General features: G+C 60.1%; 17 protein-coding genes. 11 read left to right on the forward strand and 6 right to left on the reverse strand.

Going from position 1 to position 23,206, the window contains the following annotated elements; translation table 11 throughout:
* The first annotated feature begins 56 nt into the window (after window positions 1-56).
* The 5 genes from QP512_RS05960 (at window position 57) to QP512_RS05980 (ending at window position 7,035) form a co-directional block, all read left to right on the forward strand.
* Entirely contained in the window at window positions 57-2,186 is a 2,130-nt protein-coding gene (locus QP512_RS05960) for a methyl-accepting chemotaxis protein (protein WP_286071325.1), read from the forward strand.
* Window positions 2,187-2,305: 119 nt separating this feature from the next.
* Window positions 2,306-3,832, forward strand: a complete 1,527-nt coding sequence (locus QP512_RS05965) for an EAL domain-containing protein (RefSeq protein ID WP_286071326.1) — start codon at window positions 2,306-2,308, stop codon at window positions 3,830-3,832.
* 61 nt (window positions 3,833-3,893) lie between these two features.
* The gene (locus QP512_RS05970) at window positions 3,894-4,658 is read left to right on the forward strand and encodes a GntR family transcriptional regulator (protein WP_286071327.1); all 765 of its coding nucleotides are present in this window, start codon (window positions 3,894-3,896) and stop codon (window positions 4,656-4,658) included.
* Window positions 4,659-5,449: 791 nt separating this feature from the next.
* Window positions 5,450-6,304: a hypothetical protein gene (locus tag QP512_RS05975; RefSeq protein ID WP_286071328.1), complete on the forward strand. Its 855-nt coding sequence runs from the start codon at window positions 5,450-5,452 to the stop codon at window positions 6,302-6,304.
* A gap of 35 nt (window positions 6,305-6,339) precedes the next feature.
* Window positions 6,340-7,035 (forward strand): DUF4145 domain-containing protein, encoded by a 696-nt coding sequence (locus QP512_RS05980; protein WP_286071329.1) that lies wholly within the window; start codon window positions 6,340-6,342, stop codon window positions 7,033-7,035.
* Window positions 7,036-7,432: 397 nt separating this feature from the next.
* Here the strand turns inward: QP512_RS05980 and QP512_RS05985 are convergent, their stop codons facing one another.
* From QP512_RS05985 to QP512_RS06005, 5 genes are all read right to left on the reverse strand, one after another.
* Window positions 7,433-9,349 carry an alpha/beta fold hydrolase gene (locus QP512_RS05985; protein ID WP_286071330.1) on the reverse strand — a complete coding sequence of 639 codons (1,917 nt, stop codon included), beginning with the start codon at window positions 9,347-9,349 and terminating at the stop codon, window positions 7,433-7,435.
* Entirely contained in the window at window positions 9,349-12,411 is a 3,063-nt protein-coding gene (locus QP512_RS05990) for an efflux RND transporter permease subunit (RefSeq protein WP_286071331.1), read from the reverse strand. Before QP512_RS05990 ends, QP512_RS05985 begins: the two co-directional genes overlap by 1 nt.
* Complete coding sequence (locus QP512_RS05995) at window positions 12,408-13,403, reverse strand: efflux RND transporter periplasmic adaptor subunit (RefSeq protein WP_286071332.1); 996 nt, start codon at window positions 13,401-13,403, stop codon at window positions 12,408-12,410. Before QP512_RS05995 ends, QP512_RS05990 begins: the two co-directional genes overlap by 4 nt.
* Before the next feature lie 119 nt (window positions 13,404-13,522).
* Window positions 13,523-14,314: a MipA/OmpV family protein gene (locus QP512_RS06000; RefSeq protein WP_286071333.1), complete on the reverse strand. Its 792-nt coding sequence runs from the start codon at window positions 14,312-14,314 to the stop codon at window positions 13,523-13,525.
* Window positions 14,315-14,324: 10 nt separating this feature from the next.
* Window positions 14,325-15,728: an efflux transporter outer membrane subunit gene (locus QP512_RS06005; protein ID WP_286071334.1), complete on the reverse strand. Its 1,404-nt coding sequence runs from the start codon at window positions 15,726-15,728 to the stop codon at window positions 14,325-14,327.
* A gap of 317 nt (window positions 15,729-16,045) precedes the next feature.
* Between QP512_RS06005 and QP512_RS06010 the strand changes: the two genes are divergently transcribed.
* The 6 genes from QP512_RS06010 to QP512_RS06035 all read left to right on the forward strand — a co-directional run bounded on the left by QP512_RS06010 (window position 16,046) and on the right by QP512_RS06035 (window position 21,774).
* Complete coding sequence (locus QP512_RS06010) at window positions 16,046-16,777, forward strand: response regulator transcription factor (protein WP_286071997.1); 732 nt, start codon at window positions 16,046-16,048, stop codon at window positions 16,775-16,777.
* Window positions 16,774-17,964, forward strand: a complete 1,191-nt coding sequence (locus tag QP512_RS06015) for an ATP-binding protein (protein WP_286071335.1) — start codon at window positions 16,774-16,776, stop codon at window positions 17,962-17,964. Before QP512_RS06010 ends, QP512_RS06015 begins: the two co-directional genes overlap by 4 nt.
* 617 nt (window positions 17,965-18,581) lie before the next feature.
* The gene (locus tag QP512_RS06020) at window positions 18,582-18,893 is read left to right on the forward strand and encodes a DUF3892 domain-containing protein (RefSeq protein WP_286071336.1); all 312 of its coding nucleotides are present in this window, start codon (window positions 18,582-18,584) and stop codon (window positions 18,891-18,893) included.
* A gap of 483 nt (window positions 18,894-19,376) precedes the next feature.
* Window positions 19,377-19,628, forward strand: a complete 252-nt coding sequence (locus QP512_RS06025) for a hypothetical protein (protein WP_286071337.1) — start codon at window positions 19,377-19,379, stop codon at window positions 19,626-19,628.
* A 273-nt stretch (window positions 19,629-19,901) separates the two neighbouring features.
* The gene (locus tag QP512_RS06030; RefSeq protein WP_286071338.1) at window positions 19,902-20,978 is read left to right on the forward strand and encodes an MBL fold metallo-hydrolase; all 1,077 of its coding nucleotides are present in this window, start codon (window positions 19,902-19,904) and stop codon (window positions 20,976-20,978) included.
* A gap of 7 nt (window positions 20,979-20,985) precedes the next feature.
* Complete coding sequence (locus QP512_RS06035; RefSeq protein ID WP_286071339.1) at window positions 20,986-21,774, forward strand: hypothetical protein; 789 nt, start codon at window positions 20,986-20,988, stop codon at window positions 21,772-21,774.
* Window positions 21,775-21,816: 42 nt separating this feature from the next.
* Here QP512_RS06035 and QP512_RS06040 read toward each other — a convergent pair whose 3' ends face one another.
* Complete coding sequence (locus QP512_RS06040) at window positions 21,817-23,163, reverse strand: hypothetical protein (RefSeq protein ID WP_286071340.1); 1,347 nt, start codon at window positions 23,161-23,163, stop codon at window positions 21,817-21,819.
* Window positions 23,164-23,206: the final 43 nt, after the last annotated feature.

A 23,206-nucleotide genomic window follows, 5' to 3' on the forward strand; every position in this document is an offset into this window, starting at 1 on the left:
GATCACTCGCTCGCCGACGCTGTCGGCCAGGAGCTTGCTCCTCCCCCATGAGAGGTATGAATGTGAAGAATTTCTTGATGCGGTACAGGGTCGGCACCCGATTGGGTGCGGCCTTCGTGGTGTTGATCGCGGTTGCGATGTCGATCATGGCGTCTGGCCTTTGGGCGCTGTCTCGCGCCGAAACCGGCATGGACTCCATTGTCAAAGTGAGCATGGAGCGCATCCGGCTCTCCAAGGTGATGGCCAGTGCCAACATGCAGATCAGCATTTCATTGCGAGATCTGATCATGATGCAGGACAAGAAAGTACAAGAGTCCCTAGTGGAGGGAATCGCGGAGCAGAGAGCTATTTACGATACGGCTCGGGACGCTCTGTATGCGACGCCTGCCGATGAAGAAGGCAGAAAGATTCGTGGTGTGATTACAGAGAAGATGCTTGCCTCGCGCCAAGTGAACGAGGCAATTGTCAACGCAGCAACGCGCGGCGACGTGGCGACGGCAACGAAGCTGCTGAATGAAGGAGATGCGCTGCTCGACGAGTGGCAGGCGGCCATCTTCACCAACGCAGAGCTTCAGGAGCGGTTAGCTGACGCAAGCTACCGTGACGCTCAAGCCGTTGCTTCAAGCGGCCGCAAGATGTTGGTCGCCGCTGCGATCTTGGCGGTCCTGCTCAGCATCGCACTGGCAATCGCCATCACGAGGAGCCTGACCATTCCACTGCGCGAGGCAACCAAAACCGCAACCGCCATCGCGTCGGGCAACGTTGAAAACGCTATCAAAGCGGAGGGCCGTGACGAGACTTCTGCATTGCTCGGAAGCATGAGGTTGATGCAAGAGCGCATCAAGGGTCTGATTGCGGACCAAAGGGCAATGGCATCCGCTCAGGCCGAGGGCCGGACGTCGTACCGCATCGATGAGTCCCGCCATCCCGGCGCGTTTGGTGAACTGGTCGGCGATACGAACGGCATGGTTGAACGCTCCAACGCAGTAACGTCGCAGATCGTGAGCATCGCCCAGCACTATGCCGTCGGGGACATGGGCGCTCGTATGCCGGAACTTCCAGGGGATCAGGCCGCCATTACTGAGGCCATGGAAACCACACGCAAAAACATGCTGGCGATCAATGAGGAGATTCGCCGACTGGTCCAGGCGGCTGCAGCGGGAGACTTCTCTCAGCGCGGCGCCGGCGATGGCTTCAGCCACAGCTTCCGCGAGATGATCGACAACCTCAACCAAATGTTCGATGTAAGCGATAAGAGCCTGTCGGACATCGCACGGCTGTTGGAGGCTGTCGCTCAGGGCGATTTGACTTACCGCGTTTCGGGTGAGTTTGGCGGCGTGTTCGCCACGATGCGCGATGCAGCGAACTCCTCGTCAGAGCAGTTGGGCCAGATCGTTCGCGGCATCCAAGACGGTGCCGGCGTAATCCGCGTGTCCGCTTCGGAAGTAAGCAAGGGCAGTTCCGACCTGTCCCGTCGCACCGAGCAGCAGGCGGCCAACCTGGAAGAGACAGCCGCATCGATGGAAGAGCTGACGTCCACGGTGCGCCAGAATGCAGATCACGCCATTCAAGCCTCGAAGCTAGCGTCTGACGCTGGCGACTTGGCCATGCAAGGCGGGCGTGCGGTTGATCGCGTGATGGAGAAGATGGTGAAGGTGGAGGCTTCGTCCCAGCGCATCGCCGATATCACCACCGTCATCGATGGCATCGCTTTCCAGACAAACATTTTGGCACTCAATGCCGCAGTTGAGGCGGCTAGGGCCGGCGACCAAGGTCGAGGCTTTGCAGTGGTCGCGAGCGAAGTGAGAACGCTGGCACAACGCAGCGCAGAGGCAGCCAAGGAAATAAAGCAGTTGATTGAACGTTCGGTACAGGACGTGGTGGACAGCTCTAGAGAAGTGCGTGAGACGGGGGCGACGATCCACCAGGTGGTGGGGAGCGTCCAGCGTGTCCGCGACGTGATCAAGGAGATATCGGCGGCCTCTCAAGAGCAAACCGCAGGCATCGAGCAGGTCAATCAGGCTGTGATGCAAATGGATGAGGTGACCCAGCAAAACGCCGCTCTGGTGGAAGAGGCCTCGGCTGCGGCTGGAGCGGTAGAAGAACAGGCCGTTGGGCTGGCCCAAGCGGTTGCATTCTTCAAGGTCAACGCAGAGTTCCGCCCCCGGTTGGTTCACGCCAGCTGAATCCATCCCCGCTGGACGCCGGGCGACCGGTAGGCCCTATCCATGAGGAATAAATGCGCAAGCCTTCCGCCAGGTGGCGATCGTCACGTCGAGCTCTGCACCTATCAGCGCCATACCTTATGGGCACTGCGGTCGTCCTGCTTACTCTTGGAGCAGCCCAGCTGGCAGTGACCGAGCGGGCCAAAGTCGACCTGGCGAACTACACTGCCGGGCTGCTGGTGCATGCAGAGGATGTGGCACGTGCAAGCGTCGATGGTCTCAACAAGGTGCTGCGGATCAGCGCAGAGCCCTGTAGCCAAAAAGATCTGGCCGAGTTGCGGCTCATCGCCTTTTACTCCCGCTACATCAAAGACGTCGGGCGGGTTGTCAATGGCCGGCTGCTTTGTACCGCAATGTGGGGCCGCCTGCAGACGCCTGTTGAGCTCGCTCTGCCTCACCGCATGGTGCGGGGCTATTCACTTTGGCGGAACGTACCCGCTGCCGGAGACGACCGTATAAAGGTGGACCTTGCGTCTTACGGGAATGCCATCGTCACGACGGCGCCCACTGCGTTTGATCGCGTATCCATGCCGCTTGGCAGCATTGGCGCGCTGGTGATCACCCGTGACGGGAAGCACCGCTTCCAAAGCTTCGGAGATGCGACTGACCTGAAGTTGGGCGATGGCGGTTCGGCCGCGCCCTCGGCCGGTCACATATCAACTCGCGCCTGCAGCAACGAGTTCGACATTTGCGTTGTGTCTCAAGCACAGGCTGGAAGCCTTTGGGATCAGCCTTTGTGGACCGTCGCTGCCATATTCGCCCTCGCTTTGGTTGGGGGAGGGGGGCTGGGTGCGTTGGCGAAAGCTTCTCAGGGACGAGGAGTAGCGCTTAATCGCATGCTTGCGCGGGCAATCCGGCAAGGCGATATCGATCTGGTGTACCAGCCACTGCGTCGCTTGTCAGACCGCCGAATAGTAGGCGTGGAGGCCCTGGCACGGTGGCGGACCTTGTCCGGCGTTGACGTGCCACCAGACACCTTCGTACCTATGGCGGAGCAACAGGGGCTCGGAACGGCGCTCGCGAAGTTGGTGATAGTCAAGAGCTTGGAAGAGATGGGGCCACGTCTACGTAGGGGGGATGGCTTCTACACGAGCATCAACTTGTCCGCCCAGGACATTCTGGACAGTGGTTTGAGACATTTCCTGATGGAGCAAACCCAAGCTTTCGGTGTTTCGCCAAACTCCGTAGTGTTGGAGCTTACGGAGCGCTCAACCGCATCACATCAGGAGCTTGCCGATGCGTTAGGAAGACTGGAGCAGGCCGGCTTTCGTGTGTATCTGGATGATTTTGGGACGGGTTATTCCAACTTTGCTTACTTGGCAGACTTGCCCTTGGCAGGACTGAAGATGGATCGTCGGTTTACCCTGGCTATGGGCACGCTATCGCCGGCCAGCAACGCAGTCGAAGCCATTTGCGCGCTGGCCAAGGCGCTCAGACTCCCTCTTGTCGCCGAAGGAGTGGAGACAGAGCTGCAGGCGTTGGCCATACACCGGCTCGTTCCCCAAGCGGTCGGGCAGGGCTGGTTGCTAGGAAAGCCGTGCAAGGCCGACTCGCTACCTGAAGACATCCTTGAGCTCAACAACAGTGGCGATCCAGCGCCCGTCTGATGAGATCAGAGGCGGGCTGGCCTCTAAGACTAGCGCGCAAAGAAACGGAAAGAGATACGAAGTGTCCATCCCTGATAAACCACTGAACTCCAACAGCCATTCCAAGCCGCTCTACTACGTGCTTGCACAGTCGCTCGCCAGCGATATTGAAAGTGGAGCGTTGGCCGTCGGCAGCACGTTGCCGTCGGAAAAGAGCCTCACCTTTGTACATGGAGTGAGTCGCCAAACCGTCCGCCAGGCTCTTGCATTGCTGAGATCGCAGGGGCTGATCGCGTCCAGGCCTGGCGTCGGGTCCATGGTGCTGCCTGCACCACAGGGAGCGGAAGCTTTCGCGCCGATCACGTCCGCTGGCGACCTTCGCGACTTTCTTGGGAAAACCGAGCTTCACCAAATCTCCTTGGGTCCTATCACCGTCAACGAGCGGCTTTCAGAGGTGCTGGAATGCCGAAGGGGCATCCAGCTCTCGGAGGCGTGCTTCTTGCGGCGGCGCTCTCAAGCCCCTTTGCCCATGAGCGTCTTGCGGATCTATCTGCCGCCCCAGTATGCGGCAGCGCAGATCACGCCTGACGTCGCTCGTGGGCCGATCTATCAGAACCTGGAGCGCATGTTCGGCATTGCTGTGGCAGAGGTCCGCCAGGATGTGACGGCGACGGTCCTCGATCAGGACACCGCGCGGCTGCTACAGGCAGCGCCTGGCGATCCGGCGCTCCAAGTGGTCCGCTTCTACTACTCGGCTACGGGCCAGCCGGTGGAGGTCACCGTCGGTCATTACCCCAGTTCTCGCTATCGCCAAAGCGTGCGCTATGCACTCCCACCGACGGAGTAATCATCACCGAACCCGTGGGTCCACAGTCGCAGCTCTTAAGGTCACCTTGATGTAAGCGCAGTGCCTGTCCTATTCGGTGCTACGAACAGTGGCCATACATGTCCGGGCAACCTCGCAGATCTGATCTGAATCTCCAGCCTGCAGCAATGAAGTTCGTGCCCGGGGATCTATACTAGGTCCGTGGGATCACTGATCCCCCCTTCTTGGTGCAAACATCGGCGCACAGGGAGGCGCAGTTCGAGTCCTGTTTTGGGTTGCAGGCTTCCCTGGTGGTCGATGCGTATGTCATCACTAAGGAGCTGAATATGACTTCAAACACACACATTGATTACGTTGTTCCACACGCAGAAGACGAAGGGCGCACGGATGCTTGTACGGGTCCGCATGCAGTGTTCGACGGTCAGCAAGCCGAGGAAGCGAGCGAGGCGCACGGATGGCGCTTCGGTTTGTCCGTCCGCGGGTGGTTCAGAAGTATCCTGTGGTCTGGTTGGTTGTTGGCGTGCCTCTCGCGGAGCCCAGTTGGGGAAGAGCTGCAACCCAAGTTGAAGGACGAATGCGCTTCACTGTGATGTCGTATCCAAGGGGAGGCTGGAAGGTTAGATTCCTTCCCTCCGCGCCAATTCACGAGGATGCCCGTCTTGGGTAGCCTCCGGCCATCGCGTCGCTTCTGAGCGCCGGTGCCAAACACAAGTGCTCAGCCTGGCTAGCCAGGCTGTGGAGTGGCCCGGTAGCGTGTCGCGCTTGGCCTCGCCCAGCCCACCGCGACACGTCTCCGCCAAGGCAGGTCGCTTATGCTCAAAGACTCCAATCCGCTCAAAACTCAGACCGCGCACGACGACTACCTCCTTTTGCGTGACTTCTTGGCCGACGGGGGAACCATTGACCGCGTGCTGTCGGCGGCTTGGGCGGTCGAGCGGGAGCTGAAGGAGATGCCCGAGTCCGACGAGGCACGCAGGGCGCAGGATCTGGCCGCCATGCTCGGTTATGGGTTGTCCTCGATTGATTACGTCGAGCTCGACAAGAAGCTTGACGCGCTTAGGCGGGATTTTGATGACAAGGCAGCCGAGGGCATGCCCTTGTGTGATCGCGTTGATCGCTGGGCGACCATCGTCCTTTCCGCCGTCTCGACGTTGGAGAGCTGCTGCGAGTATGACCCGGGCCCGATTCCTAATCAGACGGGCATTCAGCGGTTCAAGTTCCTACTGGCCTTCCCATGGCTGTCCGAGCTCCAGAGGCTGAGCGACGCTCGCCAGGATCGCGAGGCATACGACGTCCGATCAAAACGCTGCGAAGCAATCGCGAGGATTCTTCGAGAGAACCTCGCCGAGGGAAGAGGTCGAGCGCACTCGATGGTGCAGCGCCGGTTCCGGAACGATGTGGTCGTTGATAGGCAGCTGAACAACTATCAGATTGTCGAGGGGAAAACGGGGGCATACGTGGAAGCTCTCGGGGAACTGGACGCGATCAGCGCCGACGAAGTCGACCAGGCGGTTGAACGACTTTCTATGTGGAGTTCTTACACTGCGGGGTGGTGGAACCGGTTCAATCAAACCCTCGACCACGCCTACGCAACCCATGCGCGGTGCTTGGTCGCCGACTCCCAGTTTTGGCGCGAGCAGATGCAGCCATTGCTCGAGACCGAGTAAAGCAGCGCTTCGCTTAGCACAATCAATTTCTCAACATGACCTCAAAAGAACCCATCAAGCTGGAAAGCTGCCCCTGTCGACGTTGCAGGCATATCACCAACCATGAGGTGATCCATGAGCACACGGAGCAGGGCGAAGTCCCCGATGATGTCGCACTGAACTGGACGCACGAGTTCCAGACCGTTCGCTGCATGGGGTGCGGTACTGTTGCCTTCCGCATGGCCACTGGCACGAATGAAAACGTGGAGGAGGTGCGCCAAGGCGAGTGGGAATACGTGCCAGACGTTGAGATCTTCCCCACTCCCAACTTGGGCAGGGCAGCGCTCGAATCCTCCTATCTGTTGCCAACCAAGGTCGAGCGCATCTACTCGGAGACTCTGGCCTGTCTCAATGCGTCCAACGCGGTGCTCAGCGGCATTGGCATCCGTGCAATCGTTGAGACCGTCTGCAAAGATCAAGGCGCGGTTGGCAAAGACCTCTATCAGAAGATCAACGATCTTAAGGATCGCCGAGGATTGACCGATGCCGGCGCCACCATCCTCCACAACCTGCGCGTCCTGGGCAACAATGCTGCACATGAAGTAGCACCGCACAGTGTTGAAGAGTTGACATTGGCCATTGAGGTCATCGATCACTTGCTGCTTGGCGTCTATGTCCTTCCCAAACTGGCCAAGCGGACCTACTGCAGCGGAGAGGACGAGTCCGAACCCCCGCCACAAGAGCCTGTGTAGCGGCATCTGTTGGGCTGGCCGAGGTGCCGGTCCCCTGGTTTTGGCGAGGAGCCGCGCGAGGCGGGCGCTTTGGCGTCCTCTGCTGCTGTTCCCCGTCTTGAGCCTTTGTGCGAGGTAGTGGTGCAGCAGTTCGGTGTATTCAAAGTTCAGAACTTGGCCATCTGTGACCATCCGGATGCGGCAACTCCTCCCGTCCAAGCGGAGAAGATGCAGTGCTTGAAATGTTTCACGTTCCTGGATGCCACCAAGAGTGCAACGTTCGGCATCTGTGGAGCGCTGGAACTGAAGTGCTCGGCATGCGGCGTACGCCAGATCGTCAGCAGAGCGGCGTTATCCAGAACGAACTGAGGCAAGTGGCCCCCATAGGGGGGCCACTTTGCCAACAGTGACAGCCCTCTCACTCCAAGTGCGCTGATTCGGATTGTGGTGCTTCCAGCCCAGAATCCATGCGCAGGATACGCCGCAGTTCCAGAACGGCCTCTGGCGTCTGCTGCACGCTGTGACCACTCACGATGACTTTTTCCGAAACAGCGCCGGCGAGGTGTGCGCTCCGGTAGGGAACGAAGCCATCCGTTGCAGATGTCAAGTTTGTCGGGTTCTTTACGGCAACGATGGAGTGGTAGACCACATCCGGGGAGATCGGAAGCTCGGCGATGTCCTTTACAAAGGGGTCGCTTTCCTTGAGGTTGTCGATGCTAAGTGGGAGGCGGCCCGACACGGCCGCCATGACCGCCGCGCTAGCACTGTAACGCGTGGATAGCCCTTGCGGGATCGAGGACAGCCGGGAGACGATCGCGGCAAGCACGCCTTCCGCAGATGGCGTCCCCAAATGAGGGGTAGCGATGAAGACGGTCCGTCGCACTTCGGGCATGGGATCGAATTCCAGAAGTGGCGCCAGCTCCTCGCGCACGGCATTGACCTGGTCACCCTTGCCCTTAAGCTCCTTAAGGGTCTGCTCAAGCAATTTACTGCCATTGCTCGAAGAGACCATGAGTCGGGTCAACAGGCCGCCCATGCTGTGCCCAACCACGACCATTCCATGAGACGCCTTTGCGGCACCAGATGGATCCATGCTTCTGAGCGTCTGCAGGACTGTCTGCCGGATGGCTTGATGGTTGTAAGGAAGCGGCAGGTTGGTGGGGTAATACATCAACCAGACTTGGTAACGTGCCCTGAGTTCATCGTCCCCAAGCACATCGTTTGCGGTGTTGACCCAGGCCTCAGGGCTGCTGGCCAAGCCATGCAGCATCAGAACCACTCGCCGGTTTGGGTCGAACGGCTGCAGCATGTAGAGGTGTGGCTTGTCCAGGCTCTTGTCCATGTCGAGTAGCGTGCGGATGGCCTCGGTGGCGAAGTTTGAGCGCGCCAACCACACACCGTAGCCGGCGGTGAAGTTGGCAGCTAGAGGCACGCTCTCCCCCTTGATGGCGGCCGCGCTCTCCAGCAGTGGATCGAACGCCCGAAGGGTGGCCGAACGTGAAGCAAGTACTTCCTGTACGTCATCGCCATGGAAGTCCAACAAGCACGTGACGTTGGGGGTTGGCATTGCGCTATAGCCCCCGGCCAACGGAAAGCCCGGCGCGGGTGACGTTTGGCTGCTGTATGTCCCCGGAGGAAGAGTGGCCACCATTTCTGCCCCAAACCCATCGCGACGATAGGCATTTCGGATCCCGCCAAATCCGATGCTGGACGCGGACAGAAGCTCTTTGGGGCTGGGGACGTCTCCAATCTCGCGCAGGCCCGACATGTCGAGCTTCAGGCTCCATCCTGCCGGCGCGGGGAGGCTCTCACTCGTCAAGTTGGAGTGTTTTCCCTGCCGGTAGCGGCGGAACAGGCTTGCGGTGACGTTCTCCACGGCGTAGTTGTAGTAGTCCCGGATCTGAGTATCGCGGTCGCGGGGCGCCAAGCGGGAAACTTCCTGGTGCAAGACTAAGAAGTAGGCGTAGGAGTAGCGGGCGGCCTTCAGCCAAGCGTCCATAGTCCGATCACTGTCGGGCGACGTTCGAGACAGCTCTGCGGCGTGGGCGACCCACAGCTCCGCCGCGGCTGCCAATGAGTCTGCGGACTTCATTTCTACTGATCCGATGAGGGTGCCCGAGCAAGGCTCGGGCGCCAACAGGCAGGCCTTGGTGTCCAAGGACAGCAGGCCCATTTCCTGCTGCGTGGCGGGGCTGAGTTCTCCGGTACTCAGGATGTCTCCTCTACGTTGCTCAAAGTAGTGCTCCGGCGACACGCTCTTAAGTTTGACCATGGCGCACCCGCTCAACAACGCCGCGCACACGACAGCGGCGACCCGAATGGTCTTCAGCGCCATCAGTGGGTGTCCTCCGTTCGGGTACGAACATCAAACAACCAGTCGTACAGAGCCGGAATGAGGCCCAATGTCACCAGGGTTCCCACTGCCAAGCCACCGATCATCGTGATGGCCATGCCAGTCCACAGCGGACCGGCAAACAACATCAATGGCACCAGGCCTACGATGCAGGTGAGCTTTGTCATGAGGATCGGACGAAGCCGCTTTACCGCCGCCGACACGACCGCCTCGCGCCGCGGAAGCCCCTCTTCAAGCTCAGCTTCAATACGCTCTAGCAGCAGAACTGCGTTGTTGACGATGATTCCGGCCAACGCAAGCAACCCAAACGTGGCCATGAAGCCGAACGGGTATCCGGTGGCCAACAGTGCCAGTGAGGCACCGATGAGGACAAACGGGATGCTGGCGATGATGATGAAGGTCTTTCGGAATGAGTTGAACTGCCAGACGAATAGCAGAAGGATGGCGCCCAGCGCGTGAGGCATGAAGCCGAGTAAGGCGTCGTTGGCTTCAGCTGCGTCCTCCATCTCTCCTCCCAGCTCTATGCGGTAGCCGGGCGGAAGCTTGATGTCCGCGATCTCAGGTTTGAGCGCAGCGACGATTTCGCTGGTCGTCATTCCCGGGTTCTTGCCGGTGACCGTGAGCGAACGCATCAAGTTGCGACGCACGATCGTCGACGGTTCGCTGGATGCTTCGACCGTGGCGATAGCGCCCAAAGGCACTGCCTTGCCGGTCGTGCTGGAAAAGACCAACGTGTCCTCGGGTCGAGCCGTCTCTTCTCGCTCGCTGGCGATGGAGCGCAGAATGACGGGCGTTGCAGTGCCATCGCTGTGTAGGCGGGTGGCCTCGGCGCCGCTATAGCGATAGCGCAGCGACTCGGAGATATCGTTGTTACTTATGCCCGCCACTTTCGCGTTGGCCACGTCCACGTTGATGGCGTAGCGAGGGGTGCGCACTCCCCAATCGTTGTAGACATCCTGGGTGCCCCCGAGCGCTGCAAGCTTGGCGCTCACCTCCTCACCGATGCGGCGCAGTTCGTCCTCGCCTGGTCCGTAGATCCGGTATACGGCCACGCCGGCTTCCGTCGTGCCGAGCGAAAACCGCTTGGGCTCGGCTCGCACCGTCGGATAGGTCGTCAATACGTGCTGGCGGGCACGGCGGATCACGGCATCGATATCCGTGCCCGGCGCCACGCTCACAGTGAAGTAACCCACGTTGGACGCAGGAAGCGGCGGTGTCAGACCCAGCACGATCCGCGGTCCGCCATCGGCGACATAGCCGATGCTCTCGGTGACTTCGGGGTTCTGCTTTGGGTCAGCAAACCAAGCGCTGAGTTCTGTAACCACTTTTCTGGTTTCGGTCGATGCCGCGCCTGGCTCCAGCGTGACTGGCATCTGGAACTGCAGGCGATCCGACTTGGGCAGGAAGTCGTAGGGCAGCGACGTCAGGATGACCAGCGCGCCGGTCAGCAGCGCTACCATCGTACCAATGAAGACCACTTTGTGGTCCAGCACCTTGGCGATGATTCGACTGTAGCCTTTGTAAAGTCGGCTCTGATACTGACCGTCTTCCTTGGCATGGACGTGGACCTTGGCGAATCGGATGCATAGCAAGGGCGTCACGGTGATGCTCAAGATCCAGGAGCCCAGCAACGTGACGGCCAAGACGATCGCCAAGGATCGCAGGTATTCGTTCGTGGAGGTTTGACCAAAGAAGAATGGCGAGAACGCCAGGATGATCACCAGCGAGGAGGTGAGAAGGGGAATGGCCAGAGTCCTTCCAGCGTCCACACTGGCGCTTATCCGCTCCTGCCCATGTGCAAGGCGGCGCTCAATGTCCTCAGCAATGACGATGCCGTTGTCGACCAGAAGTCCCAAGGCAAGGATGATTGCGGCGATCGACACCGTTTGGAGTTCCACGCCAAGGGCGCGCATTACGACCAACGAGCCGAGGATGGTTAGCGGAACGATGGCCCCAACGATGAGCCCGGTCCTCCAACCAAGGAAGAGCATGACTACCGCCATGACAATGACCACGGTCTCGCCCATGACGTGGTGCATCTTGCTCATCTCCCGTTCCACCACGTCTGGCTGGAACGTCACAACGTGCTGCTCGAAACCGACCGGAAGGCCCGACTGCGTGTGCTCCAGCGCTGCACGCAAGTCCTTGCCAAAGGTCTCGATGCTGTAGCCCTTAGCCATGGAGATGGCCACGACGACGGCAGGCTTCCCTTTGTAGAGCGCGCCTCCCTCCGGCGGATCCGGCGGCAGAATGCGAATGTCTGCCAGATCCCCCAGACGGATGACTTGACTCTCCTTGGCATTGGGCACGCTGACCAACACGTCGGCCAAATCGTGAGCGCTGCGGACCTGGCTGTCGGCAGAGAGCGTCAGAGATAGACCGGCGGCGATGGCTTCACCGCCCGGCGCAAGAACATTCTTGTCCCTGAGTTGGTCGATGATTGCGTTGGGGGTAGCCCCGGTCGAGGCCAGCTTGGACTTGTCAAAGTCAACGTAGACCCGGTCTTCCTGCAGTCCATACATGGCCACCCGCTCGACGCCCGGCAGACGGTAGAGTTCCTCCCGCATTGCGCGCAGCGGGCCCATCATTTCGCTGGTGCTGAATCCGGGCGCGGTGACTGCAACGGAGGCCACGGCGACGCGTCCGAAGTCGTCGTCTACCAGCGGTCCTTGGGTTCCCGGCGGCAGTTCTGCGCTGGCTTCAGCCGCTTTGGCGCGCACACGCTGCCAGAGGGTGGGTAAATCACGGACGCTGTCCTGCGCCGTCAGCTGGATCAGGACACTGCCAGGGCGAATGGTCGACACAACTCGCTTGATGCCGGCCACCTCACGCAGTCGCTCCTCCAAGGGCTTGGCGATGCGCTCCTCTACTTCCTCGCTGGGCAAGCCGGGAAGTGCAGCGGACACGAGTGCTTCACGGATGGTGACGGAAGGCTCTTCTTGAGAGGGAAAACCAAAGAAGGTGAAGATGCCGCCGAACAGAAGCAGCAGGCAGGCGAACACCGTCAGGCGGCTGGATTTGATCGCCGACTGGGTAAGGTTCATCGGATTTCCCCTTGTCCAAGCTGGGACTGACTCTTGTAGGGCCGAACTTTCTGACCGTCCGTGAGATAGCTGGCACCCGCCGTGACGATCACAGCGTCTTCGGTCAACCCTCCGAGGATTTCAACTTGGCTCCCCTGGTAGCTGCCGACGCGAACGCGAACTTTCTTCACGGTCTGATGAGCCGCAGAGAAAACAAAGACATCCGCCGCGCCAGCGGTGCTGCTGGGGACGAGGCTTGAGAGCGGCACGGTCAAGGTGTTGCTCGCGTTGTCGACTTGGACCAACACGTGAATCAGTGAGCCGGGACGCAGGGGAGCGCCACCGTCAGCAGCTTCGAAGAGAACCGTCACAGTTCCTGCGGTCGATTCGTGCTGTGCAACCGATCGCAGTTTCAGCGGGACCAGCACGGTGCCGTCCTGTCGCGCAGACGCTGCGGCCCCTGCTTGGAGGGCACTCGCGAGGTGGGCCGGCACGTCGGCTGCAACTTCCGTCTGGCCGTTGCCCTGCACGTTCAGAATCGCTTGACCTGCCGTGACGTCAACCGACGGTTCGCTGTGGCGAGCGATGACTTGGCCGTCAAACGGCGCTCGGATGACGCTGTAATCTACCGCGCGCTGAGCAAGGGCCACGTCGGCCTGGGCACTATTGAGTTCCGCCTTGGATGCCTCCAAGGCAGCGCGGGCCTGGGTCAGGGTAACCTGCGCCACTGCACCGTCCTTGAACATTGCCTCTTGTTGATTGAACTGAAGCTGGCGCTCTGCAAGCGCTGCACGGGCAGCACTCAATTGAGCGCTTGCCCGGGCGAACTGTTGCTGGGCGGGCAGGGCATCCAAGACTGCGAGGACTTGGCCTTTGCGAATCGCGTCCCCGATATCGACGTGGATTGCCTTGATCCGTCCGGCCTGCTCAAAACTGAGCTGTGCTCTGGAAGATCGGCGGACGGTGCCGACGAATTCAGCCGAGGTGCGGGATCCGCGCTCTGCGGTTTCCACCTTGACACTCCGGACCGGCGTGGGCGGCATTGGTTCTTTGCTGCAGGCGGACAGCCCAACGAGGGAGAGGACAAGAAGAGCGCGCATAGCTGGCGGGGGTAGGAAGGCCATATTTTTTCTCAGTAGGTGTAGGTGAGGGCCACGTTCCCGAAGCCGCTGTTGCGCCGCTCGATGACAGAGCTGCCGCTCACGTCACGCGCGTAGCGCATCGCATTGATCTGCGCGATGCCCATCCAGCGCGCGCCAAACTTGTGCTCCCAACGAACGCCGGCGGCGTAGGCATTGATGCCCGAGGCGGAAGAGAACGCCCGTCGTCCTGTAACGTTCGCCTGAGCGACACCAACCCCGTAGTAGGCTTGGTTGAAATCGCGATCGCCACCGTGCACATCTGCAGTGAGAAACACGTCGTTGGCATTGCCGTTGAAGAGCTTTGCTTCTGCCCCCACTCGGTAGCGAAGGCGGTGCCCCGAAGATCGCAGAGCGTATTCCGCTTCTGCGGAGACATTGAAGCGATTGCCCAAGGGCTGAACCAGCATGGTCTTCGTGGTGAACGAGCCTGGAACGCGGCCCATGCCCTTCAAGGAATCTGAGCCAGGGCGCCAAGAGCTGTCCTTTTCCAAGCGGCCCAAGTCGTAATAGATCGACTGGGAGAGGTAGAGGCCACTGCCAAGCTGATACTGCAGGCCTGCCCCACGGGTGGAGTCAACGAAGAGGATGCCCCGCTGAACGGACAACACGGGGACAAGGATCGCTTGGCTCTCATCCGAGCCCGCGTAGAGCGGGCCGTAGAGCACGCCGGTCCCAAGCGTGGCCTCCAGCTTGTCGCCCCACAGGCCGTCGGCATGAGCGCCCTGTGCCGCCAGAAGCACGGCCAGTCCGAGTAGGACGGTTGATTTGGTCTTGGTGATCATGTTGGAAAGCTCAATGGGAGCTGGAGTGCGGGAGCCGAGCAGGGGCAGTCGCATAGAACGCGTGCGACAGAGCGATCCGGGAAAGCGCAAAATCCTGCTGAGCAGCGACGCGGTCGGCGGTGGCATTGGCCGCGTCGATCTGGGCCTGCGGTCGGTCCAAGGCGTCTTGCAGCCCTGCATCAATTCGTTGGATCAGTCGGCCAGTCTTTCCGACAGTAGCGAGCTCCTTACTCCGAGCAGCGGTGTAGGCCTGCTCCGTCTGGCTTCGGCTGCCAAGGGCATCGGCGACATCGACAAACGCGCGCTGAATGGCCCTCTCGTACTGCACCACCCCTTGCTGTTGACGGATCCATGCGAGATCCAACGCTCGCTTGTTCCGACCGAAGTCGAAGATGGGAAGCCGCAGGCTCGGGGAGAAGGTCCAAGCTTTTGAGGCAGAGAAGAGACCGCCCAAACTCTCGCTGGCCGAGCCCAGGGAGGTGGTGAGTTGGATGGACGGGAAAAAGGCCGCACGGGCGGCGCCGATGTCAGCGTAAGCTGCTTGTAGCCTGGCTTCTGCCTCAAGCACCTCGGGCCGCTGGTAGAGCACGGAAGAATCCAAATCACCGTATCTGACCGCGTCACCAGAGCCGTCCACGAAAAGCGAAAGATTTGGGCTTGGCAGCACTGAGTCAAACCCAACCAGAAACCGCAGAGCCCGCTCTTGGGCTTTTGATGCCTCGGCAGTTTTGGCCGCGTTTGCATCCGCTTGTGCAGCCAAGCTCTCCGCGACGCGAAGATCGTCGGAGGCGATCATTCCAAGCGATTGCCGGCGCTGAGCAAGGTGAAGCTGTTCCTGGGCGCTGCTGGCCACTACCCCGGCCTGGGCTTCCGCTTCTTTGGCCGCAGAGTAGAGGACGTAGGCGCGGAGCGTTTCGCCAATGAGCGCTCCCCGGGCCGCGTCGCGGCCGTGCTGAGAAGCTTCCCACCGGAGCCCCTCGGCAGCGGCAAGCGACCTGAGGCGCCCGAAGAAGTCGGGATCGAACTCTGACAGTCCGACGGTCGCCATGGACAGATCCTGCTGGTAGCGCTCGTCCAACGCTGGATCGCCGAATCGCTGTTTGCTTTTGACGATTTGCCCATCCAGCCGTGGCAGTCGTGCACTGTTGCTCTGACCGGCCTGCGCTCGCGCGAGGCGCACGTTGAGCTCGGCAAGCCGGTAGTCGGGGCTGCGACACAGCGCCGCTTTGATCATGGCATCCAACTGGTCACCCTTGACCGCCGCCCGGACAAAATCAACGTCTTGCTCGCGCAATTGCTCCGAGCAAAGCTGTCCGTTCGTCGGTGAACTACTCGTGGAGCCGAGTTGCTGGGGAACGACCGCGGCGGGACGGACGTATTGGGGGGACAAAGAACACCCTGCCAACGCAGCCATTCCTAAGACAGCTGCCGAACTAACCAGAGCTGGTCCGAGCCAGCGGACGGCCGAGCAAGTATTCACGGATTAACCCACGATCGCCAGAGAAGTGCGCGAAGCTTGAAGGCCTCTTCTCAAGGTTCTTTGTGCTCTTTGTTGAGATTCGATCAAGCCTCAAAAGAAAAGCGTAGCTTCCTCAGCTGCGAGCGCTGTTTCTGAACCGACATGCTGAAGATCCGGACGATCTGCAACCTCTTTGTGGCAGAGGCGGCGATGTAGTGGTAAGAATGGCGCGCCGTTTCGACGGTTTCCGCCCAAATATCAAGATTTCATCAATGACTTTTTCGGATTCTATGAATTCGGCTCCCATCCCTTCGAACGACAAGCGCGTCTTGGTCGTCGAGGACGACGCGGACGGCGCCAGTATCCTGGAGGCCTACCTTCGCAAGGAGGGCTTTTTTGTGGCGGTGGCCAACGATGGCCTGCAGGCCCTAGAGCTCTTTGCGAAGTGGCGTCCCCACTTGGTCCTTCTGGATATCATGCTGCCGAAGATGAGTGGTATCGATGTCCTGTCGGCGATTCGCAAAGCGGGCGACACGCCCGTGATCATGGTGACCGCCGTCGGGGACGAGCCGGACAAGCTGGGAGCCCTGCGGTATGGAGCAGACGACTACGTGGTCAAGCCCTACAGCCCCCGCGAGGTGGTGGCTCGGGTTCATGCCGTGCTGCGTCGGGTGGTGCCTGGTCGAGGAAAGGAAAAGGTCCTCCAGCATGGGCGGCTCACCGTAGACGGTGAGGCCGTAAGGGTGCTGGTTGAAGCGGAGGCCTTGGGGTCGCCGTCCGTCGTCGATCTGACGCCCACCGAGTTCAATATCCTTTATGCACTCCTGCGCACCCCCTTCAAGGCCTTCACGCGCGCGGAGCTGCTGGAAGGGGTTGCCGCCACCAGCGATTCGCTGAATCGCGTGGTCGACACGCATGTTCACAACATTCGCAAGAAGCTTGAGCTCCATGGGATTACCGGTGTACTGGTGACGGTACGCGGCGTGGGATACCGGTTCCAATGAAGCCTGATAGCCATCCACGAGCGCCTAGCTCCTTATGGACTTGGGTCGGCCTTCGAATGAGCGGGCTGGCCGTGGGGGCAGTGAGCTGCGTGGCGCTTGGGATGTGGCTGCATTTCCAGCTGAAGGATGAGCGCATCCTCAGCACGCTACCGCCCCAGGTACAGCAAGAGGTGCGGCGGCTTGTGGCAGATCCGCATTTGGACGAAGCGCGGCTATGGGCGCTGTTTCAAGCCCATTACGCCATCGAGAACTTCTTGCCGGGCCTGCGAAATCCCGATTGGTTCACCCTTCTCGCGTTGCTGGTGACATCCGTTCCTTTCATCTTCGTCTTTGGCTTCATGATGTCTCGCCCGCTATCGCGGCAGTTCAGTTCGGTGGCAAAAGCGGCGAGGCAGGTGGCCGAGGGGGACTTCTCGGCGCGGGCAGCTGTGAGTCCGCATGCCCCCCAGGAGCTGGCCGGCCTGGCCGACGATTTCAACGAGATGTCATCTCGCCTGGAGCAGTATGAGCGGGAGATCAGGGACTCCAGTGCGATGCTGGCCCACGAGCTCAGGACTCCGTTGAACGCTGCGATGGGGCGCATTCAAGGGATGGTGGACGATGTTTTTCCGCACTCCAATGATCAACTCTTGCTGGTTCACCGGCAGCTGGAGCAGATCAATCGCATCGTTGGCGACCTCCATCTGCTGTCGATGGCGCGGGCTGGGGCCCTGAGCTTGGAAGAAGAGCGGTTTGTGCTCGCAGATCTGGTGCTCGAGCGCATTCAGTGGGTGGAACTGGAGCTCCAAGCTGCTGGGGTTGCATGCCAGTTGGATCTGGACTCCGGCATCGAGGTCCAGGCCGACCGGCTGCGGATGGGCCAAGTAATGACCATCGTGGTGGACAACCTGCTGCGGTATGCATCCAGCGGCGGCGTCATGGACGTATCGCTCAGGCAGGAGGGGACGCGGGTGACGCTCATTGTTGGCGACCGTGGCCCAGGGGTCGACGAGGCCGACCTCCCGCGTGTCCAGGACCGCTTTTGGAGGGCGGATCGGTCCAGGGCCCGGCACTCAGGTGGCTCCGGGCTTGGCCTCTCCATTGCGGGCGCCATATGCGCTGCTCACGGTGGCGTGCTGACAGTCCGGAATCGCATGGGGGGAGGCTTGGAGGTGGTGGTCTCGATCAACCGAGACCGGGCCCACTGAGCGGGGCAGTGCCAGAGGGCGGTGCGAAGGTTCAACCCATCTCGCAGCTTCAGCGTGACCATCTAGGCGGTCGCAGAAGCGCATAGAGTCGGCTTGGGTAGATCGGGCCGGTGGGAGGACGGAGGTCGAGATTGGAGACGCTTGTAGTCGGTGGAAGCAATATCTATATCGATTGAGCTGATTGTGTATGGACATTCGCCAGATACTGCCGTGGGGCACCGGCTGCAAAGGGGCGCGGTCAGGCTAGAGCTGTAAGAGTGCAAGACGCTAGTAGGTGCGATTAGGCTGTTAGGACTTCTATGTCCCACAGGCGCAGGGCGCAGCTCGAGGCCTGTTCAGTGCGCTTGATAAAGAAACTGGTGAGTCAGAATTCTGGCGGCTACCACGCTCTCCTTCTGGGTGTGTAGTTAAGGTGGTGAGCGGGCTTGAGTATCCGAATTAAGTTGCTCGGATTCTTAGTTCATTTGTAGTGACGCCGCCGGGTACGGGCTTCTGTGCCGTCGAGCGTCATTATTTTGACTCCTTTCGCCTTTAGTCGGGGGTAGGGAATTCCCTATTGTAAAAACCCAATGGGAGTCGTCTAATGCGCTCCAGCCTTTTGTTAAGGAAATGTCTAAATGGCGCATCCTGATTTCTATGTTTCCGCCGTGCAATACAACAGCGATGGCTCGCACATTGCAAAGCTGCGTGTGCATAGGGTTGATAAGACCAATGGCACCTTCAAGGAAGGTAGCTACAGCGACGTGACGCGTCCTCAGGTCATCGAGTCGGTCGAAAAGAATGTGACTTTCACTACCATCGTCCGGAAGGCGGACGGTGGGTGGCGGCTCGGTGCGGCGCTGGAGATTATTTCGGTCAAGACCGATTACCTCAAGACCGTGCGGGATGAATCGACGCGCGACAACTTGGAGAAGTTGCCCACTTTCTGAGCGGGTCTTGCGACCCGAGGCTCAGGTCAAGATGCGTATGAACGCGATGTTGGCCGGGTGCTTAATGGGTGATATCCGGAGTCTCAATGTGCAGGTAGTGCACGCCGTCTTCCTCCAGCGACGCTGCCAAGCAACCTCCCAGAAGTTCCGTACTTCCATCGGGGTGGTAAATGCCGAAGGAGCTGGCGAGGCCAGCTCCACCAAGGAAGGGAGCGATGGCGTCGAGTTGAGCCCAACTAAGGCCTTCCACGCGGGCTGTGCCAGCGTGCGGTGAATAAATTTCAAGCCAGTACATCGGTTGCTGCGCCCGTTCGGTGGATTGGTGGATTTCTAACAGAGAAGTTGGAGGCGTCAAGGGTGTCGTACAGGGATAAGCTGACGTTGGGCACGGTTGGGGGACAGCGAGGCATCTTTCTCCAGTGCAACAAGTCGGAGAAAAAGTCGGTGGTTCGTAGGTATTTTCCGGATGGTAGACGGCAGTGGATGAGTGAGAAGGTGCAGTCCAGGCACACGGATGGCACGCCAAAGCATCTCCACATTCCAATCTTGGAAGAGGGCGTCTATGAGGTGCTCGGACAGCCCAAACTCAGCGGGTTCTATGCGCTCTACCTCAACGGCAAGGGATACATGTCCTACTTTCCTCTGGACCCAAACACGGCCAACGCGCTGCTGGCGAAGATCGGGTCCGATGGGCTGCGTGCAGCCTTGGTAGCCATTGGGAAGTCGGTCTATTGACCCGCACATGCCTGTCAATGATTGCAAGACGACCGAGCTGGCTTATCGGAAGCTGGCTCTAATTCGCATGTAGGGAGCGCGGCTGGCATTGGCCTGCATGCATGGAAGGGCCAAGGCCGGCGCTTTCCACTGCCGGCTTCATGGTGCATGGCCTGTCTGTATCCAGGACGTCTTGATAAGGCAATCTCCTCTGATGGCGGCCTCCGCCAACGGGAGGGAAATTTCGTCTCAAACTTGCTCAAGTGAGCATACTTAGCCAACAGGGGGCTGAACGTGGCAGATAGTATTGAATTGGATTTTTTGGCCGTCGAAACTTCCAAGAGCGGTGACGCCATTGGTGTGCGCTACGAGTTGAATGGGCAGACCCGGATCCATGTGGTGGATGGTGGCTACCTGGAGACCGGTGATCGCCTGGTCGAACACATCGCCAAGCACTACGGTACCGGCAAGGTTGATTCGGTGGTGCTGACCCATCCGGACAGCGATCACGCCAACGGCCTTCGTAAGGTCCTTGAGCGTTGCGAAGTGGGGGAGCTTTGGATGCATCGCCCCTGGCTTTACGCCGAAGAGTTGCTTCCCCGGTTCGAGACCTACAATTCCGCAGACGCTCTGCGTAGTCGCCTGCGCAAGCTGTATCCGGGACCGGCGGCGCTGGAAGAGCTCGCGCTTGAGAAGGGCATCCCTATCCGTGACCCGTTCCAAGGTGCCTACATCGGTGATTTTCTGGTGCTAGCCCCCACGCGTGCCCGTTACCTTGACCTCGTGGTCGCGTCCCAGCGCACCCCTGAGGCTGCGAAGGACAGCACGCTGATTGAGGCGTCTCTCGAGGGCTTGGCCGCGTTGGTCAAGGCTGCCAAGAATTTCGTGCAGGGTTTGTGGGGTCAGGAATTCTTCCCGGCGGGTGGGACCAGTGAAGAGAACGAGATGAGCGTGGTCCAGACCATCGTCATCAATGGCAAGCGCGCGCTGCTGACCGGCGACACCGGGCGAGACGGCCTCGCTGAAGCGGCCGACTACTTGGAAGCGATGGGTGGGACGCTGCCTGGCGTCTGGGCCTTCCAAGTCCCGCACCACGGGGGGCGTCGAAACGTCAACACCGAGGTCCTCAACCGCTGGCTGGGCGAACCGCTCAAGACGCCGGAAGACGGCTATAAGTTCAGTGCCGTGTGCAGTTCTGCCAAAGCTGACACGGCACACCCCAGGAAGGTCGTGGTGCGGGCAATGATTCACCGGGGTGCGCATTTCTCCGCCACGGAAGGGCGCAATCTGTTGCTTTCCACGGGCATCTCGCGGGCCAATTGGACAAGCACAGAGCAGACGCCATATCCGCCTGACTATGAGAAGGACTGAGGGAGCAATGACTGAGATGTCCAATCCCATTGCTCTAGGTCAGTTGCTTGCCCAAGTGTCGGATCCCTATGATCGCAACGCTCGGTTGGCGCCCGGTCTCATCGTATTGATGCCGCTGACGGTGTCCTTCATTGCAGCGTTTCGCGATGAGCTTGACGCAATGCAGGTGGTGGCCGCCGTCGTTGTGACCTTCTGCGCGCCTTTCCTTCTCTCCAGTGTGGTGCGCTTCCAAGGCAAGAAGCTCGAAAACAAGTTGGTTAAGAAATGGGGAGGTATGCCCTCTACGATTCTCCTTCGCCATCGAGACGAGCGCCTGAACCCCGTTACGAAGGCCCGGTATCACAACGCGATCAACGAGAAGCTAAAAGCAGAAGTCCCCTCTGCTGCTAAAGAAAGGGGCAATCCAAGCAGGGCCGACCATGCTTACGAGGATGCGGTTGCAAAGCTGAGGGAGAGGACGCGGGGCACTGAATCGTTGGTGCTTAAGGAGAACATCTCCTACGGGTTCTTCCGGAACATGTCTGCGCTTCGCCCGTTTGGCGTGGTTACGTCTGCGGCCGGTGTGGCGGTGGGTTTGCTCCTGACCGGAGCGTTGACCCTCAACCCGCTGGCTTTCAACTGGGCCACGCTGCTTCACCCTGGTTTTGAGGGTGGGGCAACGCTTCTAGTGTCGAGCTTTCTGCTCTACTTGTGGGTGACCAACTTCACCCACGGTCGCGTCGAGACCGCGGCTTATGCCTACGCTGAGCGGCTTCTGACCGCGCTTGACCGTATCCCTAGCAGCTCGTCACCTTGACGGGAGCCGGTCCGGCCCCCCCTTGATGGATCCGGGTGCCCCTTACGTCTGCGTAAGGGGCATTGCCTTTGGGCAGGCGGCCAAGTGCGGGAGCACGCCGACTGGCACGGTCCAGCCGATGCGGATGCCATTCAAATGGGTGGTGGGATGGTGTGCCGTTGCTCGGGCGTGACCCGGAGCAACGGCGACAGCGCTGCCAGGCGGGAGAACACCCCAGCCGCTGTGAATCCAGCCGACGGCGTCATACGCGTGCACTCCCGCGGGGCGAGGATGGGAGACCCCGTACTTTCCGTGCGCATTACCAGGGCCAAAGGAGTAGGCCAACCGGGCGTAGTCGGGCGCCGGCGGGGGCACCGGAGCGCCGGTGCCATGGACGCGGGCCCCGTGGTGCGTGGCCACCAGTCCCGTGACGGGGTGTTTTAGGGCCCCTGGGACGTTGTGGTAACTGGCATCACCCGGCAACAGCCAGCGCCTGCCTTCGCGCTCGGCGATCAGGGCCAAGCCTGACTCATTGCGGTCACTTACAGGTCCTTTGCAACGAACGAGCTTGATTCCAGGACTCAGGCCAACGGCGGCCGGAGTGTTGAGCAAAATTGTTTTTCCTCCAGCAGACCAAATGTTCATCAGGAACACAATGTGTTTGATCGTTTCTGGGATGGGGGCAATCCAGGTGCGAGTCAGAAGGCCTGTATCAATGGCAGCTCCGGCCCAGTGGTCAGCATCCCAATGGGAAAGAACGACAACAGGGTCCCCGCATTGGCAGAAGCCGATGTTCGTTGGCTTTGTGGGAGCATTGCGGTACACGCCGCAGCCCACGTCAAAGTAGATGCGTGCAACGCCTTCGCGGCACAGCAATGCATTGGCCGATCCCTGGCCCACGTCGAGCACCGCTAGTTCCTCAATGTCCAGGGCCGCCGGTTTGGGCCTGGAGCGGGGCATCCAAGCTTTGCTTGGCACAAGCATCAAACGGTTCAGTTGCTGACTCCTGCGGTGCATCGGTGGAAGTCGCACAGCGTCAAACGCCACGTTCTGAGGCGGGGAAAAGAGGGTTGGATACAGTTGGCCGAGCAGTTGTCCCTCGTCGGAAAGCTCGAGAAGCAGCCAGCGCCTGGTCTTTGGGCTAAACCAGCGATTCGCCTCATCGGAGAACATGGTCAGCTGCAGGTGGAACAGCGGTGCACCCTGAGCGAATGCTTTGCAATCGCCGACGCTCGCGGCTTTCTTGCTTAGCCCGTGGTCCTCGCTGAATTCGGCGAACCACTCCGCATCCACCCCATCCAAGCCAACCAAGGTCAGCCCTTCGCCCAGGGGTTCGATGAAATCCACTTGCGCGTAAAGGCCTTTCGGGCGGCGGTGCTCCGGTGCGTGGACAGAGAAGTGCGGGTTCAATGGAAACTCCATGTAAGCCAATTGCATTGAAGGACGACGCACG

Origin of the sequence: Stenotrophomonas sp. 57 (genome assembly GCF_030291075.1) — a bacterium.
Lineage (GTDB): Bacteria > Pseudomonadota > Gammaproteobacteria > Xanthomonadales > Xanthomonadaceae > Stenotrophomonas.

Excerpts from the sequence above, each read along its gene's own strand:
- QP512_RS06005 (WP_286071334.1), bottom strand. The coding sequence starts at position 15,728 with ATGGCTGCGTTGGCAGGGTGTTCTTTGTCCCCCCAATACGTCCGTCCC.
- QP512_RS06020 (WP_286071336.1), top strand. The coding sequence starts at position 18,582 with ATGGCGCATCCTGATTTCTATGTTTCCGCCGTGCAATACAACAGCGAT.
- QP512_RS06035 (WP_286071339.1), top strand. The coding sequence starts at position 20,986 with ATGACTGAGATGTCCAATCCCATTGCTCTAGGTCAGTTGCTTGCCCAA.
- QP512_RS05965 (WP_286071326.1), top strand. The coding sequence starts at position 2,306 with ATGGGCACTGCGGTCGTCCTGCTTACTCTTGGAGCAGCCCAGCTGGCA.
- QP512_RS05960 (WP_286071325.1), top strand. The coding sequence starts at position 57 with ATGAATGTGAAGAATTTCTTGATGCGGTACAGGGTCGGCACCCGATTG.
- QP512_RS06000 (WP_286071333.1), bottom strand. The coding sequence starts at position 14,314 with ATGATCACCAAGACCAAATCAACCGTCCTACTCGGACTGGCCGTGCTT.
- QP512_RS06015 (WP_286071335.1), top strand. The coding sequence starts at position 16,774 with ATGAAGCCTGATAGCCATCCACGAGCGCCTAGCTCCTTATGGACTTGG.
- QP512_RS06010 (WP_286071997.1), top strand. The coding sequence starts at position 16,046 with ATGACTTTTTCGGATTCTATGAATTCGGCTCCCATCCCTTCGAACGAC.
- QP512_RS05990 (WP_286071331.1), bottom strand. The coding sequence starts at position 12,411 with ATGAACCTTACCCAGTCGGCGATCAAATCCAGCCGCCTGACGGTGTTC.
- QP512_RS05975 (WP_286071328.1), top strand. The coding sequence starts at position 5,450 with ATGCTCAAAGACTCCAATCCGCTCAAAACTCAGACCGCGCACGACGAC.
- QP512_RS05985 (WP_286071330.1), bottom strand. The coding sequence starts at position 9,349 with ATGGCGCTGAAGACCATTCGGGTCGCCGCTGTCGTGTGCGCGGCGTTG.
- QP512_RS06025 (WP_286071337.1), top strand. The coding sequence starts at position 19,377 with ATGAGTGAGAAGGTGCAGTCCAGGCACACGGATGGCACGCCAAAGCAT.
- QP512_RS05980 (WP_286071329.1), top strand. The coding sequence starts at position 6,340 with ATGACCTCAAAAGAACCCATCAAGCTGGAAAGCTGCCCCTGTCGACGT.